The following is a 15131-nucleotide window of genomic DNA, read 5'->3' as shown; positions in this document are numbered from 1 at the left end:
CATCAACGAGTGCCCACACAGATTGATAGGTTTAAATTGTTAAAGAGCTTTGCTTCTTGAGCGTTCCTTTTAAGTAAGGAGCCTCTCGAAGTGGACGGCCATTCTAGCGAATTAACATTCAGTGTCAAACACTTTTTGAAAATTAATTTTTTGTCGCTTTCCGTCTTACTGATTCTTGCTGAAGCCTTGTGGCGTCTGCCGTCTCAGTGGTGTCGCATTATAGGGAACCCTCTCAGCTTAGCAACTACTTTTTCATGAAAAATAAATAAATAGGGGTTAACTGCCTAATAGTTCACCTAAACGTAAAAAAGAGAGCATTTCTGCTCTCTTTTTGCTCAAAATCTAAGGGTATTGTTAGATAAATGCGTAAGCATCAGCGTACATATGGTCACGCTTTGCTTCTTTATTCTGAGTAAATAAGTCTCTTGCAGCGCCTGCCATTTCGAAACGACCCGCAATGTAGATATCGAAATCAGCTAATGATTCGAAACTTTGCGTGATTGCTTCTAATACATTACCCGTTTGGCCGTGCCAAACTTCAGGTGCTTCTTCTACTACTGGTACAAAATGCACATTGCTGTGTTTTGCTGCAATGTCGACAAGCTCTTCTTTCGCATACAGCTGACACTCATCTTTTGCACCCCAGTATAGATGAATCTCTTTTTTACTGTTCTGCGCGATGCAGTGATCGAGAATAGAGCGCACGTAGCTAAAGCCAGTACCACCAGCAATTAGTAACAGAGGACGATCGCTTTCTTCTTTGATCCAAGCATCTCCGTGTGGCGCATCAATCGCAATATCACCATCTTCAGCTTGTGCCTTCTTCATCGCTTCAACCACTTCTAGTGCGTAAGCGTTGTGCTCGGCAGCACCAATGTGCAGCTCAAGCTCACCTTCGTGGCGGCAAGGGCTACTTGCGATAGAAAATGGGCGCTTATCTTTCTCGCCCATTTCAACCATCAGATACTGGCCCGCTTTAAAAGCGACCGGTGTTTCTGGGTGAAGTAGGATTTGGTAAGTATTACAAGCCAAAGGCTCGATAGACTTCACTTTACATTTAATAGTCATGTTCTTCCTCTTACTAACCCTTAATCGGCAAAGGTTAGAACTAAATTACTTTCTGCAAATGCTTGGCAAGCAAAAATCCAGCCTTGTTGCTGCTCTTTCTCTGTGAGCATGGGTTCAAGGTGGTAACTCACTTGCCCTTCTAATTTTTTGCACATACACATTGCGCATGCGCCAACTTGGCAACGGTTTGGGAAATAGATATCGCTGTTGAGCGCAGCATCCAAGACCGTTTGCCCTTTTTCTACTGTGAAACTGATGTTTTCTGGGTATAAGACTACTTGGTAGCTCATGAAATTCCTAGCTGTTCCCAGATGCTATCAATCTTTTTCACAACATCAGGATCTTTTGTAATTGGTACACCCCACTCACGCAGGCATTCACCTTCCCACTTATTGGTCGCATCGAGACCCATTTTTGAGTGTCCAGTTTCGTTCTGCAGGAATAACGTATCTCTCGCCGGATCCATTCTTGTCGTTACCGCCCAAATGATGTCATTCCAATCACTCACATTGACATCGCCATCACACACGATAACAAACTTGTTCTCATCAAATTGAGACCAAATCGCTTCCATGATTTTCTTACCATTACCGGCTGCTTGCTTATCAATAGACACCACAACCATGCTGGCATTGTCGTTTTGCAGGTGAATATCAATAATTTCAGGATGAACCTTGGTTAACTCAGCCAAGCTACCTTCTATATGTTCACTATTTACAGGTGCTGTTTGGACATCTGGCGATAACGCTAACTCTGCGTCCCACTTCTTAGTGATATCTAGACCCATCTTAGAACCCAACCCAACCACGGGTGAGGCAAAATCCAATGAATCGATCGGCGTGTTATCTATCATCAGGCTATCGCGTGACGGATCCATATGTTCGCACATCGCTGCGGTTACTTGAGACCAATCACGTGCATTCACATCTTCATCACACACCAATACAAATTTGGTGTACATGAATTGGCGTAAGAAAGACCATACGCCCATCATCACTCGCTTAGCGTGACCTGGGTATTGCTTCTTCATGGTCACTACTGCCATTCGGTACGAACAACCTTCAGGCGGTAGATAGAAATCTTCAATCTCTGGGAACTGCTTTTGAAGAATAGGCACAAACACTTCATTTAGCGCAACACCCAATACCGCAGGCTCATCAGGTGGACGGCCAGTATAGGTGCTGTGATAGATAGGGTTCTCGCGCATGGTTACATGAGTAATAGTAAACACATGGTGCTTTTCTTTCTCGTTGTAGTAACCAGTATGATCTCCGTAAGGCCCTTCATCTGCGAATTCATTCGGGTCGATGTAACCTTCCATCACGATTTCAGCACTTGCAGGAACTTCTAAATCATTACTGATTGATTTAACGACCTCAGTTTTACTACCACGTAGTAAGCCTGCAAACGCGTATTCAGATAAAGTATCCGGCACTGGCGTAACTGCTCCAAGAATGGTGGCAGGGTCAGCACCAAACGCTACCGATACTGGGAATGGTTTCCCTGGGTTGGTTTCCATCCAATCACGCAGATCAAGCGCTCCACCACGGTGGGCTAACCAACGCATGATGATTTTATTCTTGCCGATCTTCTGTTGACGATAGATACCTAAGTTTTGGCGTTTCTTGTTTGGACCACGAGTAACCGTTAAACCCCATGTTAGCAATGGCGCGACATCGTCGGCCCAACAGCTCATCACAGGGATTTTATCTAGGTCGACGTCATCACCTTGCCATACCACTTGTTGGCAAGCCGCTTTGCGAAGGCGTTTAGCCGGCATATTTAAGACTTGCTTAAATACAGGCAGTTTATCAAGAGCGTCTTTAAAGCCTTTTGGTGGCTCAGGTTCTTTTAGGTAAGCAAGCAACTCGCCCACTTCACGCAGTTCTTTGACTTCTTGACGACCCATACCAATAGCAACACGGTTGGGTGTACCAAATAGGTTGGTCAAAACAGGCATGTCATAGCCTACTGGATTTTCAAACAAAAGAGCCGGGCCACCAGCACGTAGAGTACGGTCGCTAATCTCGGTCATTTCGTAGTCTGGATCGACTGGGTGAGAAATGCGTTTCAACTGACCAATACTTTCAAGATGGTCGATAAAATCACGTAAATCTTTAAAACTCATAGGACTTCTACATGCTGATTATTCTGCGCTCAGTATATCAAAAAGGGTGACGCTGAGATCCCCCTTTTTAGTGTGGTTATTGAGAGGCAAAATCCACTTTACGGTAATGCTTGCTCGATCAAAGAGCTCTTCACTTGAGGGTTATCATTGACGAGATCTTGCAACCATCGCGTATGACCTTGTTTGGCGAGTTCACGCGCAACTAATGGTGCTTCATCAGCAATCGCCATCCTAGAGACAAGGAACAGCTTCACCTCTTCTGATAACGGGTTAACTTTGGTAAGCAAAGTAATCGCTTCATCTTTCAAACGCGGGTTTTTAGTCGCCGCCATCACCTGTTCAAGCGCGAACGTTTGTTTGGTTTCAGCAAGGCGAACTAGCTCAGCTTGGCTATGATAATCGGCCTTCATTCGCCATAGAATTTTGTATACCTCTGGGTCTTCGCTCACTTGCGCTAATCGAACCACCACCTCAGTAGAAGGTAACCAACTAACAATAGAAGATGCGGTGAGTTGCTTAGTTAGGTAATCAACCGCTTCAGGAGACAAACTGTCTAGCTCTCTAATGAGCAACGCTTCTCGCGTTTGAACTTGATGTTCAGATCCAGATAACCACTCTTTTAGGTCGAGTTCCTGTTTCTCTGCATCTAGCACAAATACCAATGTCTTCTGATCTTGACGCCATTGTTTAATAAGGCGATTAGCAATTGAAGGGTAATTAAAGGCAGGTACCGTAAACTCATAGCCATCGCCACGTTCTAAGACTTGATAAGTGGGCGTGATAGCAAGTTGCTGCTCGATGAAGATAGACATCTTGGGTGTGAGTACGATTTTTTGCTGTTCAAGCTTCTTCAAGAGTTGGTAACGAGCCACCTCTTGCTGGGGAAATGTCAGGCGCTCAAGCGCAAAGCGTAGCGAATTGACTTCGTCACGTACGACAAGCTCGAGTAGTTCAGCAGTTTTCAGTTTTACTTGATCATTCTCAAGCCAAGACTCTACTGTAAGTGGAGACATCTCGGTGGCATAGCTCATACCAACCGGTGAAAATAACAGTGAAGTAGACAGGAGTAATGATGACAACAGTCCATGTTGCATTTTAACGTCCTTGTAACACTTTTGCTCATTCTGCAAGCTGGCGCTACAAAATGCAAATAAAAAGCGCCACCCGAGGGCAGCGCTTATTAAATACGATCAGCTAATCAATATTACTGACGACGCATTGCGTCAAAGAACTCATCGTTCGTTTTCGTCATTGCTAGCTTGTCGATAAGGAATTCCATTGCGTCGATTTCGCCCATTGGGTGAACAATCTTACGCAGGATCCACATCTTCTGTAGTTCATCGTTCTTGGTAAGAAGCTCTTCACGACGAGTACCAGAGCGGTTGAAATCAATCGCTGGGAATACGCGTTTTTCAGCAATCTTACGGTTAAGGTGCAGTTCCATGTTACCTGTACCTTTGAATTCTTCGTAGATAACTTCATCCATCTTAGAACCAGTATCAACCAGTGCTGTTGCGATGATCGTTAAGCTACCGCCTTCTTCTACGTTACGTGCCGCACCGAAGAAACGCTTTGGACGATGTAGAGCATTCGCATCAACACCACCAGTAAGAACTTTACCTGATGAAGGAATCACAGTGTTGTAAGCACGAGCTAGACGAGTAATAGAATCCAGTAGGATAACTACATCTTTCTTGTGTTCAACAAGGCGCTTCGCTTTCTCGATAACCATTTCTGCAACTTGTACGTGGCGAGATGCTGGCTCATCGAATGTTGAAGCAACTACTTCGCCTTTAACTAGACGCTGCATTTCTGTTACTTCTTCTGGACGCTCATCGATAAGTAGAACCATTAGTTCACACTCAGGATGGTTACGTGCAATGCTTTGAGCAATGTTTTGCAGAAGCATTGTCTTACCCGCTTTAGGCGGAGCAACAATCAGACCACGCTGACCTTTACCAATTGGAGATGCAAGGTCAAGAATACGAGCCGTAATATCTTCAGTCGCACCATTACCCGCTTCCATCACCATACGTTCGTTAGCGTGAAGAGGAGTAAGGTTTTCGAAAAGAATCTTGTTACGTGCGTTGTCTGGCTTGTCGTAGTTAACCGTGTTTACTTTAAGCAGTGCAAAGTAACGCTCACCGTCTTTAGGTGGACGGATTTTACCGCCAATAGAGTCACCTGTACGTAGGTTAAAACGACGAATTTGGCTTGGTGATACGTAGATATCATCTGGGCCAGCCAGGTATGAACTGTCGGCGCTACGTAGGAAACCAAAACCGTCTTGAAGAATTTCTAGAACACCATCACCAAAGATGTCTTCACCACTTTTTGCATGCGCTTTAAGGATGGAGAAGATAATGTCTTGTTTTCTTAGGCGAGCTTGATTTTCAAGACCTAAGCTTTCGCTAAGTTTAACAAGCTCAGACACAGGTCTGTTCTTCAGTTCAGTAAGATTCATAGTGGTGGAAGTTTGTTTAGTCAAAATAGGATCTGTTTTCTTAAGTTAAGAAGGATTTGGTCACAGGATCGACCAAGAAGAGAAATTCGTTCAATTAACGTGCGATAAATTAGCACTAAAACTAAGACTAGTCCATAGCTTAGAAAAAACAAAACCGCGCATTTGTTAACTGCACGGTTTCTTTTCAAATGCTGACCTGATTATAGGTTAGCGTCTAAGAACTCTTTAAGTTGAGTTTTAGATAATGCACCAACTTTAGTCGCTGCTACGCCGCCATCTTTGAAAAGAAGTAGCGTTGGAATACCGCGAATACCAAACTTTGGTGGAGTACCAGCATTTTGGTCGATATTTAATTTACCGATTGTGAGCTTGCCTTCGTACTCGTCTGCGATTTCATCAAGAATCGGCGCAATCATTTTACATGGACCACACCATTCTGCCCAAAAATCAACAAGAACAGGGCCTGCAGCATTGATTACATCGTTATCAAAACCGTCATCAGTTAGCTGCAAAATCTTATCACTCATCTTCCACTCCAATGTATTTTTTAGAACTGGTTGGATGATAACCAGTAAATAGATGCCCTATTGGAATGTATTTACTTTCGTATTGCAAGCTTAAGCTGATATTCTATAGCAATGAAAAAGACGCATATCACAGAGCAAAAGTTCGCCGACTTGGATTTACTTCCGCAAGTCATTGAAGGATTGGAGAAAAAAGGGTTCGATTATTGTACCCCTATCCAAGCCTTGGCGCTCCCGGTACTGCTCACCGGCCAAGACATTGCAGGCCAGGCCCAAACGGGTACTGGTAAAACGCTTGCGTTTCTTACTGCTACTTTTAACCACCTGCTAAAAACATCTGAGCATGAAGGGCGTAAGCCTAACCAGCCACGTGCGATTATTATGGCACCAACGCGTGAACTCGCGATTCAGATCTACAACGATGCTGACTCTCTGGTTGAAAGCACAGGTATCAAGGCAGCACTTGCTTACGGTGGCGAAAGCTACGACAAGCAACTAGGTAAAATCGAAGAAGGCGCAGATATCTTAATTGGTACGACTGGCCGCATCATCGATTTCTACAAGCAGAAGGTATTTAACCTTAACCACATTCAAGCTGTTGTTCTTGACGAAGCTGATCGCATGTTCGATCTTGGTTTCATCAAAGACATCCGCTTCTTGTTCCGCCGTATGCCTGAGCCAAAAGATCGCCTGAACATGCTGTTCTCTGCGACATTGTCTTACCGCGTACAAGAGCTAGCGTTCGAACACATGCACAACCCAGAGCATGTTGTTGTTGAGCCAGAGCGTAAAACAGGTCACCGCATTCAGGAAGAGCTGTTCTACCCATCAAACGAACACAAAATGGCACTGCTGCAGACTCTAGTTGAAGAAGAGTGGCCAGAGCGCGCTATCATCTTCGCTAACACTAAGCACAAATGTGAGTCTGTTTGGGGTCACCTAGCTGCAGATGGTCACCGTGTTGGCCTGCTAACTGGCGATGTTCCTCAGAAGAAACGTGAAAAGATTCTTGAGCAATTCACTAAAGGTGATGTTGACCTGCTTGTCGCAACCGACGTTGCAGCACGTGGTCTACACATTCCTCAAGTAACACACGTATTCAACTTCGACCTACCTGATGACTGTGAAGATTACGTTCACCGTATCGGCCGTACAGGTCGTGCTGGTGCAAGTGGTCACTCGATCAGCTTTGCTTGTGAAGATTACGCAATCAACTTGCCACCAATCGAAGAATACATTGAGCACGCGATCCCTGTGTCTGACTACGATGCTTCTGCACTGCTAGAAGATCTACCAGCACCATTGCGCTTACGTACACGTAACCCGCAACAACGCCGCTCAAACAACAATGGCCCACGCAACGGGAACCGTAAACCAAACCAGAACCGTCGCCCACGCCAACCGCGTCATAACAAGGAAGCTTAGTCGCTTATGAGTCAAACAGTGTCACCCCCGCTTTACGCTGCAATCGACCTCGGGTCGAACAGTTTTCATATGCTCGTTGTGCGTCATATCGATGGCAGCGTACAAACCATGGCTAAAATTAAGCGCAAAGTGCGTTTAGCTGCAGGCTTAGATGAAAATAATGCGCTTAGTACAGAAGCCATGCAGCGCGGTTGGGACTGTTTGAGTCTCTTTGCAGAGCGACTTCAAGATATTCCGAAAGAAAATATCCGCATTGTCGGTACAGCGACCCTACGTACTGCTATCAATGTGGATATATTTCTAGAGAAAGCGAACCAGATCCTTGGTTACGACATCAATGTTATCTCCGGAGAAGAAGAAGCTGCGACTATCTATAAAGGCGTAGCACACACTTCTGGTGGCAGTGGCCGCCGTCTGGTTGTTGATATTGGTGGCGCAAGCACCGAGATGATCATTGGTGAAGGCTTCTCAGCGAAAGCACTAACCAGCCTGAAGATGGGCTGTGTTACTTGGCTTGAGCGCCACTTTAAAGATCGCCAATTAACCGCAACCAACTTTAACAACGCCATTGAAGCGGCGAAGTCAACGTTGGCTCCTATCCTAGATAGCTACACTGATATCGGATGGGATGTGTGTGTCGGCGCCAGTGGTACCGTACAAGCACTGCAAGAAATCATGTTAGCGCAAGGCATGGATGAAGTGATTACTCATGCCAAACTTAAGCGCCTACAGAAACAAGCGATGATTACTGAGCGCTTGGAAGAGCTAGAAATCGAAGGACTTACCCTTGAACGCGCATTAGTGTTCCCGAGTGGCCTTTCTATTCTTATTGCTATTTTTGAGCTGCTTGAAATAGATTCAATGACACTCGCAGGCGGCGCACTCCGTGAAGGCCTAGCCTACGAGATGGTTGATGAGCTGCGCCAAGAAGATATCCGTGCACGTACCATTAAGAGTGTTCAATCACGCTATCAAATGGACGTAAGCTACGGTGAACAAGTAGCAGTAGTCGCACAAACGCTGCTAGACCAAGCGGGCGCCGAAACGTGGGTTTCAGAACCTCAAGCTGGTGTGCTATTGCAAACGGCAGCTAAGCTTCACGAGATTGGTTTAACCATCGATTTCAAAAAAGGCGGTGAGCACAGCGCTTATCTGCTGCAGAACTTAGACCTACCTGGCTTTACTCGAGCGCAAAAGCACTACTTGGGTGAGTTAACTCGTCGCTACCGTGAACAGTTAACCTCATTACCAGAGCAACACGCTATCTCAGGCACCAGCAGCAAGCGTATTTTACGTATTCTGCGTTTGGCTATTTTGTTAACTCACCGTCGTAACCCAGCGCTAGAGCCTGAGTTCAAACTGACGACGAATGACAACAATCTAACCCTAACGCTTTCTAAGCAATGGTTAGCTGACAATCCGCTGACCGCTGCAGAGCTAGAGATCGAGTCGAATAGACAAACCGATATTGGCTGGCCATTGAATATTAAATGCCTCTGATATTAGTATCTGACGCTAGAAATTAAAAAAAGCCCAAGTTAGTAGACTAACTTGGGCTTTTTCTTATCGCTGCATTAATGCTTTGTGTTACAAATCTCAAACTTAAGCGTTCACGCCTGTCGCTTTAAAGTCAGGGTTCACTGCGGTTAGCTTTCTAACAATGTAGTTAAGAAGCACACCGTACATAGGCACGAACAAGCCTAGGCTGATGATAAGTTTGAATCCGTAATCGACTAAGGCAATCTCAGTCCAATGCTCGGCCATGAATGGATCTGGGCTTTGGTAGAAAGCAATCGCAAAGAAAGCGATGGTATCAATAGCATTACCGAATAACGTTGAACACGTTGGGGCAACCCACCACTGTTTAAGCTGACGTAGGCGGTTGAAAACATGCACATCCAAGATCTGACCCAGTAAATAAGCCATGAAGCTCGCCGCGGCGATACGTGCAACAAACAAGTTGAACTCACCTAGTTGGCTAAAGCCTTGGAATGAACCTTCAAAGAACACCACTGACAAGAAATAAGAAACGGCCAGAGCTGGTAGCATCACTAAGAAAATGATTTTACGGGCAAGCTGCGCGCCAAAAATGCGTACGGTCAGATCGGTCGCTAGGAAGATAAACGGGAAAGTGAAAGCACCCCAAGTGGTGTGCATACCGAAGACGGTAAAAGGTAGCTGAACCAGATAGTTGCTTGACGCAATAATCACCAAATGGAACAAAACTAATAGTGCTAAGGCTTTGCGCTGTTGCGCAGGGGTAAAGTTACTCATGCTGTACCTTTTTAGTTTGGTTTGGGGGTGAGGGAACCCAAATCGAGTCATTTCTTCGAATAATCCAAGAAAGCTCTTACCAATAATGTGAATTAAAAAATGTATCTAAAAATTGCTCTGCTGAGCGGCGGGCGATTATACATTAATCAATATTGGCTGCAACGGTGAGAACAAACGCAAACGTTTATTCTCACTTTTATTGGTGAATAGCTCTAGAAGCTGTGTTTTAGAAGAGATGCCAAAAGTTAAAAACCGCGCTTGAAAAGCGTCGCGAGATAATCAAACTCTTCTCGGCTTTCTTCAGCGTTTAACGACTTAAACCAAATTGATTCACTGTAATGTTCGGACTTTAAGAACATTCGGCAATCTTCAAAATCAATCAACCAAGAATGCATATCGGCGTCCCATTGCTTTTCAACAACTGACGCTGACAACAACGCCACCAGCTTTTCACCTAGCACTTCATAAGAATCAAAATCAAAACTTGGAGACGTAATCAATAAACGCCCTTCCTCAGCTAAATACTCTCTTAAGCCAAATTCTGTTTGTGTTGTCATGTCCCTATTAACCTTATTCTTTTTCTATTAGTTAGACGTTTCTTGCAAACTAGCCGTGTGTGGTGATGTGTTCTTGAATCAAATCTAGGAATGGGTCTGCGTACTTATCCAGTTTACGTTGACCAACACCGTTGACTGCCAGCATCTCTCCGTATGAGGTAGGCAGTATTTCAGCCATATCAATCAAGGTCGCATCACTGAATACCACGTATGGTGGTAAGCCATCTTCATCTGCAATCGACTTACGCAGCTTACGCAGTTTCGCAAACAGCTTCTTATCGTAATTCTTGCTGCTTAACTTATCGGACTTAGCATTACGCACCGCTGTATCTAAACGAGGAACAGCCAATTCCAAAGACATCTCACCGCGCAGCAGCGGGCGGGCTTCTTCGGTTAACTGTAAAGTTGAGTTACGAGTGATGTTCTGGAACAGCAAGCCTTTATGAATCAGCTGACGGAAGATACTGATCCAGTAATCATGACTGTGATCGCGGCCAATACCGTAGGTAGATAGCTTATCGTGACCATTATCACGGACACGAATATTCTGCATACCACGCATCACTTCGACTACGTAGCCCATACCAAACGACTGATTGACACGGTACACACAAGACAACGCCTTCTGCGCTTCTTTAGTCGCATCAAAATGCTTAGGTGGATCGAGGCAGATATCGCAGTTGCCACATTGCTTCTCACGATATTCGCCAAAGTAATTAAGCAGAACCTGACGACGACAAGTTTGCGCTTCAGCAAAGGCACTCATCGCGTTCAGCTTGTGCATTTCAACTTGTTTCTGTGGGCCTTCTTCTTTCTCATCCAGCATGCGACGCAGCCACCCCATATCAGCAGGGTCAAACAGCATCATAGCTTCTGCAGGCAAGCCATCACGACCCGCACGGCCAGTCTCTTGATAGTAAGATTCGATGTTACGTGGTATATCAAAATGCACCACAAAGCGTACATTGGGTTTATTGATACCCATACCAAACGCCACAGTCGCCACAACGATCTGAATATCATCGCGTTGGAAGGCCTCTTGCACATAAGCACGCTCATCGGTGTCCATTCCGGCATGATAACCCGCCGCACGAAGACCGTTATTGCACAGCTTCTCGGTCACCATTTCCACTTTTTTACGGCTACCACAGTAGATAATGCCGCAATTACCTTTCTGTGTTTCTAGGTAGCGAACCACCTGAGACACTGGCTTGTGTTTCTCTACAAGGTTGTAACGAATATTAGGACGATCGAAGCTGCCTAAATAAGTGTGCGGCTCCACCAACTGCAAACGCGAGATAATATCTTTGCGCGTCGCATCGTCAGCGGTTGCTGTGAGCGCCATATAAGGTACATGCGGGAAGTACTGTTTAAGTTGCCCCAATGATGCATATTCAGGGCGGAAGTCGTGACCCCATTGAGAGATACAGTGCGCTTCATCGACTGCAATCATCGAAAGCGGTAAACCTTGAAGACGCTCGATAAAATCACGCATCAACACACGCTCTGGTGACACATAGACCATTTTCAGCTGACCTGAGTTCATACGATTGAACACATTCAGCAATTGGTCACGTGGCATTGAAGAGTTAATACACTCAGCGGCAACACCATTGGCCTTCAATTGGTCGACTTGGTCTTTCATCAACGAGATCAGCGGTGAGATAACCAGAGTCAGCCCTTCACGAACCAAAGCCGGAATTTGGTAACACAGAGATTTACCACCACCGGTTGGCATAATCACCAAGCTGTCTTTGCCTTCAACGGCCAAATCAATGACCTCTTGCTGACCATCGCGAAAGCATTGATAGCCGAACACATCTTGCAAGATGGTTTGCGCATCATTCGCGGGAGTTGGTATTTGCTCAGCAATCAGAGTGGCGGTCATTGTGGTTCCTAATCGAGGTATGAAATCAGCAAGCATCTTCGGCAAGCAAGTCGCACATTGTAGAGGGGAACGCTGGCGAATTAAACCGCAAATTGTTAGGTGAAAAGGGTTATCGCTCCTATACTGACCAACTCTCTTATAAATCTTATTAATAAGCACTCAGTGCTAGAGAAAGATGCATGACACAGGAAGAACAACAACGTACGCGCCAAGGAGTTTTGCTTGCCGTCGGCGCTTACACAATGTGGGGTATCGCCCCTATATATTTCAAATCTTTAAGTGACGTTTCCCCGTTAGAGATCCTCAGCCACCGTGTAGTATGGTCTTTTTTCCTACTCGCTTTCTTACTGCACATTGGCCGCAGCTGGCGTAAAGTCCGTGACACCCTGACCTCAAAACCAAAAATGCTCTATTTGGTGGCGACATCTATTTTGGTGGGTGCAAACTGGCTGATCTTTATCTGGGCGGTGAATTCCAATCACATGCTCGATGCCAGTTTGGGGTATTACATCAACCCTCTGATTAACGTGTTACTTGGGATGCTCTTCCTCGGCGAACGCTTACGTAAGCTGCAATGGTTTGCTGTGGCTCTTGCTGCGATTGGCGTATTAATCCAATTAATTGCCTTCGGCTCAGTACCGATCGTCGCCATTGCCCTAGCCTTTAGCTTTGGCTTTTATGGCTTGCTGCGTAAGAAAGTCAGCTTAGAAGCACAAACGGGTCTGTTCATTGAAACTCTGGTGATGCTGCCTCTCGCCGCAACCTACTTACTGTTTATTGCCGATAGCCCGACCTCAAACTTATCGATGAACCCGATGCAACTCAACCTATTACTGGTTGCTGCCGGTGTGATCACCACGGTTCCATTGCTGTGTTTTACTGGCGCTGCAACTCGCTTGAAGCTATCAACACTCGGTTTCTTCCAGTACATCGGTCCAAGCTTGATGTTCTTACTAGCGGTTCTGATCTACGGCGAAGCCTTTACCTCAGATAAAGCGATCACCTTTGCTTTCATATGGGGAGCACTGGTTATTTTCAGCTTTGATGGCCTGCGTAACAACAAGAAGAACAAACGCGCGAAACAGTGATATTGATCGTTTTTTACAAGACAATCCCTTAATACGCAGATAAGCTTGGTTGAATTGATGACTATTTGACCAAGCTTTTTTGTACCATGGATAAAGTCCACTACTACTCTACCCCAACAGAAGATATCAGCCTGATCCAAGCTCAATACCAAGAGTTTGCCTTTCAACGCCACTATCATTTGGACTTTCACATCGGCTTAATTACCCAAGGGCAGCAAAAGTTCGCCTACAAAGGGGCGAGCCACCATGTCGGTGCAGGCCAAGTTGTTATCATGCCACCTGATGAGCTGCATGATGGGCACTCCAAACTCGATTCAGGTTATCAAGTCAGTGTGTTTGCAGTTTCTCCCGAATGGTTTCAAGATCTTGCCGATCCCAAGCAAAATGGTCACACATTGGGCTTTTCTGAGTTGATCCTCTCCGATCAAGCTGCATTTTTACAATTACGCAACTTGCACGGTCTGTTAATCAATCAAGACATCAGCCAACTCGCTCAAGATTGCTTACCATTCGAGGGATTCTCGACGATCGTCGATCGTTACGCTCAGTTTGGATCGAAAACTCAAGTACAGCTTGGTACTCAATCGGTTAACACGCTAAAAGACTATTTGATGGCGAATTTGGACCAGCCAGTGCGATTAGAACAACTGTCTGAGCTGTGCGGCTTAACCACAACTCAATTCCAACGCCACTTTAAGAACAGAATGGGCATCACCCCTTACGCGTGGCTGAGCCGTTTACGTATGGAACAGAGCATGCGCCTGATTAAATCTGGGATTTGTGGTACTAAAGTCGCGCACCAAGTAGGCTTCTATGATCAAGCACACTTCTCCAAGGCATTCAAAACCACATTCGGCGTACCACCCTCACAAATCAACTAAGTGTTGATAATTTACAATTGCTCGATTTCAAATCGCGGTAAGCTACGCTCAATACGATTACTTATTTAATAATAGCGGCAACGTTATTGAGAACTGACATGAACGAAGTCACCATACTGATCACCCTCGCCTCTATCCATTTCATCGCTTTGATGAGCCCCGGCCCTGACTTTGCGTTAGTCGTGCAAAATGCGACACGCCACGGCAGACAAACAGGCTTGTACATTGCGCTTGGTTTATCTTGCGGGATCTTACTGCATTCGTTGCTCAGCCTGACGGGAATCAGTTACCTAGTCCACCAGCAACCAACCCTATTTGCCATTATCCAGTTGGCTGGCGGTAGCTACTTGCTGTACTTAGGCTACGGTGCACTTAAAGCAACCTGGCAAATCATTCAGAACCACGACGATGACGACGATACCGTCAATGCCAAAGATCTGATTCTGACCAACAAGCGTCAGGCATTTTCGAAAGGGTTTGCGACCAATATTCTCAACCCAAAAGCTTTGGTGTTCTTTATTAGCTTGATGTCGAGCTTAGTGCCTGCCGACATGTCTCTATCAGGTAAAGGCTTTGCGCTTATTATCCTGTTTGGTCTGTCTCTGTTTTGGTTTTCACTACTGGCGTGGATGCTTTCGACTAAGGCTCTACAGAAGAAGCTCAGCGAAGCAACGGTATACATCGATGGCTTATGTGGCGTGGTATTCAGCCTGATTGGCGCGAGTATTCTTTGGCAGTCGCTGTCCGGTTTAATCGCTTAAATTCGAATCAAGATTACAATTCGTTAACAACGCACTGGCTATCTAATCTTTCCGCTGCCAATCTAGCTCTGCA

Annotated in this window: 14 protein-coding genes; 5 read left to right on the top strand and 9 right to left on the bottom strand. The window is 45.5% G+C overall.

Annotated features, from left to right (window positions below):
• Positions 1-354: 354 nt before the first annotated feature.
• From fre to trxA, 6 genes are all read right to left on the bottom strand, one after another.
• On the bottom strand, positions 355-1068 hold the full coding sequence (gene fre / locus AB6E52_RS20115) for an NAD(P)H-flavin reductase (protein ID WP_102320445.1): 714 nt from the start codon (positions 1066-1068) through the stop codon (positions 355-357).
• 20 nt (positions 1069-1088) lie between these two features.
• On the bottom strand, positions 1089-1358 hold the full coding sequence (locus tag AB6E52_RS20110; protein ID WP_008224727.1) for a 2Fe-2S iron-sulfur cluster-binding protein: 270 nt from the start codon (positions 1356-1358) through the stop codon (positions 1089-1091).
• Positions 1355-3196, bottom strand: coding sequence for a 4-hydroxy-3-polyprenylbenzoate decarboxylase (gene ubiD / locus AB6E52_RS20105; RefSeq protein WP_102320444.1), 1842 nt, complete (start codon positions 3194-3196; stop codon positions 1355-1357). Before ubiD ends, AB6E52_RS20110 begins: the two co-directional genes overlap by 4 nt.
• Before the next feature lie 98 nt (positions 3197-3294).
• Positions 3295-4290: a hypothetical protein gene (locus AB6E52_RS20100; RefSeq protein WP_017059249.1), complete on the bottom strand. Its 996-nt coding sequence runs from the start codon at positions 4288-4290 to the stop codon at positions 3295-3297.
• 110 nt (positions 4291-4400) lie between these two features.
• Positions 4401-5660 carry a transcription termination factor Rho gene (rho, locus tag AB6E52_RS20095; protein ID WP_017062978.1) on the bottom strand — a complete coding sequence of 420 codons (1260 nt, stop codon included), beginning with the start codon at positions 5658-5660 and terminating at the stop codon, positions 4401-4403.
• 200 nt (positions 5661-5860) lie between these two features.
• Complete coding sequence (gene trxA / locus AB6E52_RS20090; RefSeq protein ID WP_010440700.1) at positions 5861-6187, bottom strand: thioredoxin TrxA; 327 nt, start codon at positions 6185-6187, stop codon at positions 5861-5863.
• Positions 6188-6298: 111 nt separating this feature from the next.
• Between trxA and rhlB the strand changes: the two genes are divergently transcribed.
• Together rhlB and gppA are read left to right on the top strand one after the other, a co-directional pair.
• Positions 6299-7609 (top strand): ATP-dependent RNA helicase RhlB, encoded by a 1311-nt coding sequence (rhlB, locus tag AB6E52_RS20085; protein ID WP_017062979.1) that lies wholly within the window; start codon positions 6299-6301, stop codon positions 7607-7609.
• 6 nt (positions 7610-7615) lie between these two features.
• Positions 7616-9109 carry a guanosine-5'-triphosphate,3'-diphosphate diphosphatase gene (gppA, locus tag AB6E52_RS20080; RefSeq protein WP_102320443.1) on the top strand — a complete coding sequence of 498 codons (1494 nt, stop codon included), beginning with the start codon at positions 7616-7618 and terminating at the stop codon, positions 9107-9109.
• Positions 9110-9211: 102 nt separating this feature from the next.
• Here gppA and AB6E52_RS20075 read toward each other — a convergent pair whose 3' ends face one another.
• The 3 genes from AB6E52_RS20075 to recQ form a co-directional block, all read right to left on the bottom strand.
• On the bottom strand, positions 9212-9883 hold the full coding sequence (locus AB6E52_RS20075; protein ID WP_017061333.1) for a 7-cyano-7-deazaguanine/7-aminomethyl-7-deazaguanine transporter: 672 nt from the start codon (positions 9881-9883) through the stop codon (positions 9212-9214).
• 245 nt (positions 9884-10128) lie between these two features.
• Positions 10129-10440 carry a DUF3630 family protein gene (locus tag AB6E52_RS20070; protein ID WP_102320442.1) on the bottom strand — a complete coding sequence of 104 codons (312 nt, stop codon included), beginning with the start codon at positions 10438-10440 and terminating at the stop codon, positions 10129-10131.
• Between the two features lie 49 nt (positions 10441-10489).
• Positions 10490-12328, bottom strand: coding sequence for an ATP-dependent DNA helicase RecQ (recQ, locus tag AB6E52_RS20065; protein WP_102320441.1), 1839 nt, complete (start codon positions 12326-12328; stop codon positions 10490-10492).
• 179 nt (positions 12329-12507) lie between these two features.
• Here recQ and rarD point away from each other — a divergent pair, with 179 nt between their 5' ends.
• The 3 genes from rarD (at position 12508) to AB6E52_RS20050 (ending at position 15058) form a co-directional block, all read left to right on the top strand.
• A complete protein-coding gene (rarD, locus tag AB6E52_RS20060; RefSeq protein WP_017061330.1) occupies positions 12508-13416 on the top strand; it encodes an EamA family transporter RarD in 909 nt (302 codons plus the stop codon).
• Positions 13417-13502: 86 nt separating this feature from the next.
• Positions 13503-14297, top strand: coding sequence for an AraC family transcriptional regulator (locus AB6E52_RS20055; RefSeq protein ID WP_102320440.1), 795 nt, complete (start codon positions 13503-13505; stop codon positions 14295-14297).
• A gap of 98 nt (positions 14298-14395) precedes the next feature.
• On the top strand, positions 14396-15058 hold the full coding sequence (locus AB6E52_RS20050; protein ID WP_017061328.1) for a LysE family translocator: 663 nt from the start codon (positions 14396-14398) through the stop codon (positions 15056-15058).
• Positions 15059-15131 lie beyond the last annotated feature (73 nt).

It is taken from the genome of Vibrio sp. 10N.247.311.13 (assembly GCF_041467595.1).
Lineage (GTDB): Bacteria > Pseudomonadota > Gammaproteobacteria > Enterobacterales > Vibrionaceae > Vibrio > Vibrio crassostreae_C.
The sequence above is the reverse complement of the archived record's forward strand: the minus strand, read 5'-3'. Positions and strand labels throughout refer to the sequence as shown.

Coding starts and splice junctions, on each gene's coding strand:
- fre (WP_102320445.1), bottom strand. CDS start 1,068: ATGACTATTAAATGTAAAGTGAAGTCTATCGAGCCTTTGGCTTGTAAT.
- AB6E52_RS20110 (WP_008224727.1), bottom strand. CDS start 1,358: ATGAGCTACCAAGTAGTCTTATACCCAGAAAACATCAGTTTCACAGTA.
- ubiD (WP_102320444.1), bottom strand. CDS start 3,196: ATGAGTTTTAAAGATTTACGTGATTTTATCGACCATCTTGAAAGTATT.
- AB6E52_RS20100 (WP_017059249.1), bottom strand. CDS start 4,290: ATGCAACATGGACTGTTGTCATCATTACTCCTGTCTACTTCACTGTTA.
- rho (WP_017062978.1), bottom strand. CDS start 5,660: ATGAATCTTACTGAACTGAAGAACAGACCTGTGTCTGAGCTTGTTAAA.
- trxA (WP_010440700.1), bottom strand. CDS start 6,187: ATGAGTGATAAGATTTTGCAGCTAACTGATGACGGTTTTGATAACGAT.
- rhlB (WP_017062979.1), top strand. CDS start 6,299: ATGAAAAAGACGCATATCACAGAGCAAAAGTTCGCCGACTTGGATTTA.
- gppA (WP_102320443.1), top strand. CDS start 7,616: ATGAGTCAAACAGTGTCACCCCCGCTTTACGCTGCAATCGACCTCGGG.
- AB6E52_RS20075 (WP_017061333.1), bottom strand. CDS start 9,883: ATGAGTAACTTTACCCCTGCGCAACAGCGCAAAGCCTTAGCACTATTA.
- AB6E52_RS20070 (WP_102320442.1), bottom strand. CDS start 10,440: ATGACAACACAAACAGAATTTGGCTTAAGAGAGTATTTAGCTGAGGAA.
- recQ (WP_102320441.1), bottom strand. CDS start 12,328: ATGACCGCCACTCTGATTGCTGAGCAAATACCAACTCCCGCGAATGAT.
- rarD (WP_017061330.1), top strand. CDS start 12,508: ATGACACAGGAAGAACAACAACGTACGCGCCAAGGAGTTTTGCTTGCC.
- AB6E52_RS20055 (WP_102320440.1), top strand. CDS start 13,503: ATGGATAAAGTCCACTACTACTCTACCCCAACAGAAGATATCAGCCTG.
- AB6E52_RS20050 (WP_017061328.1), top strand. CDS start 14,396: ATGAACGAAGTCACCATACTGATCACCCTCGCCTCTATCCATTTCATC.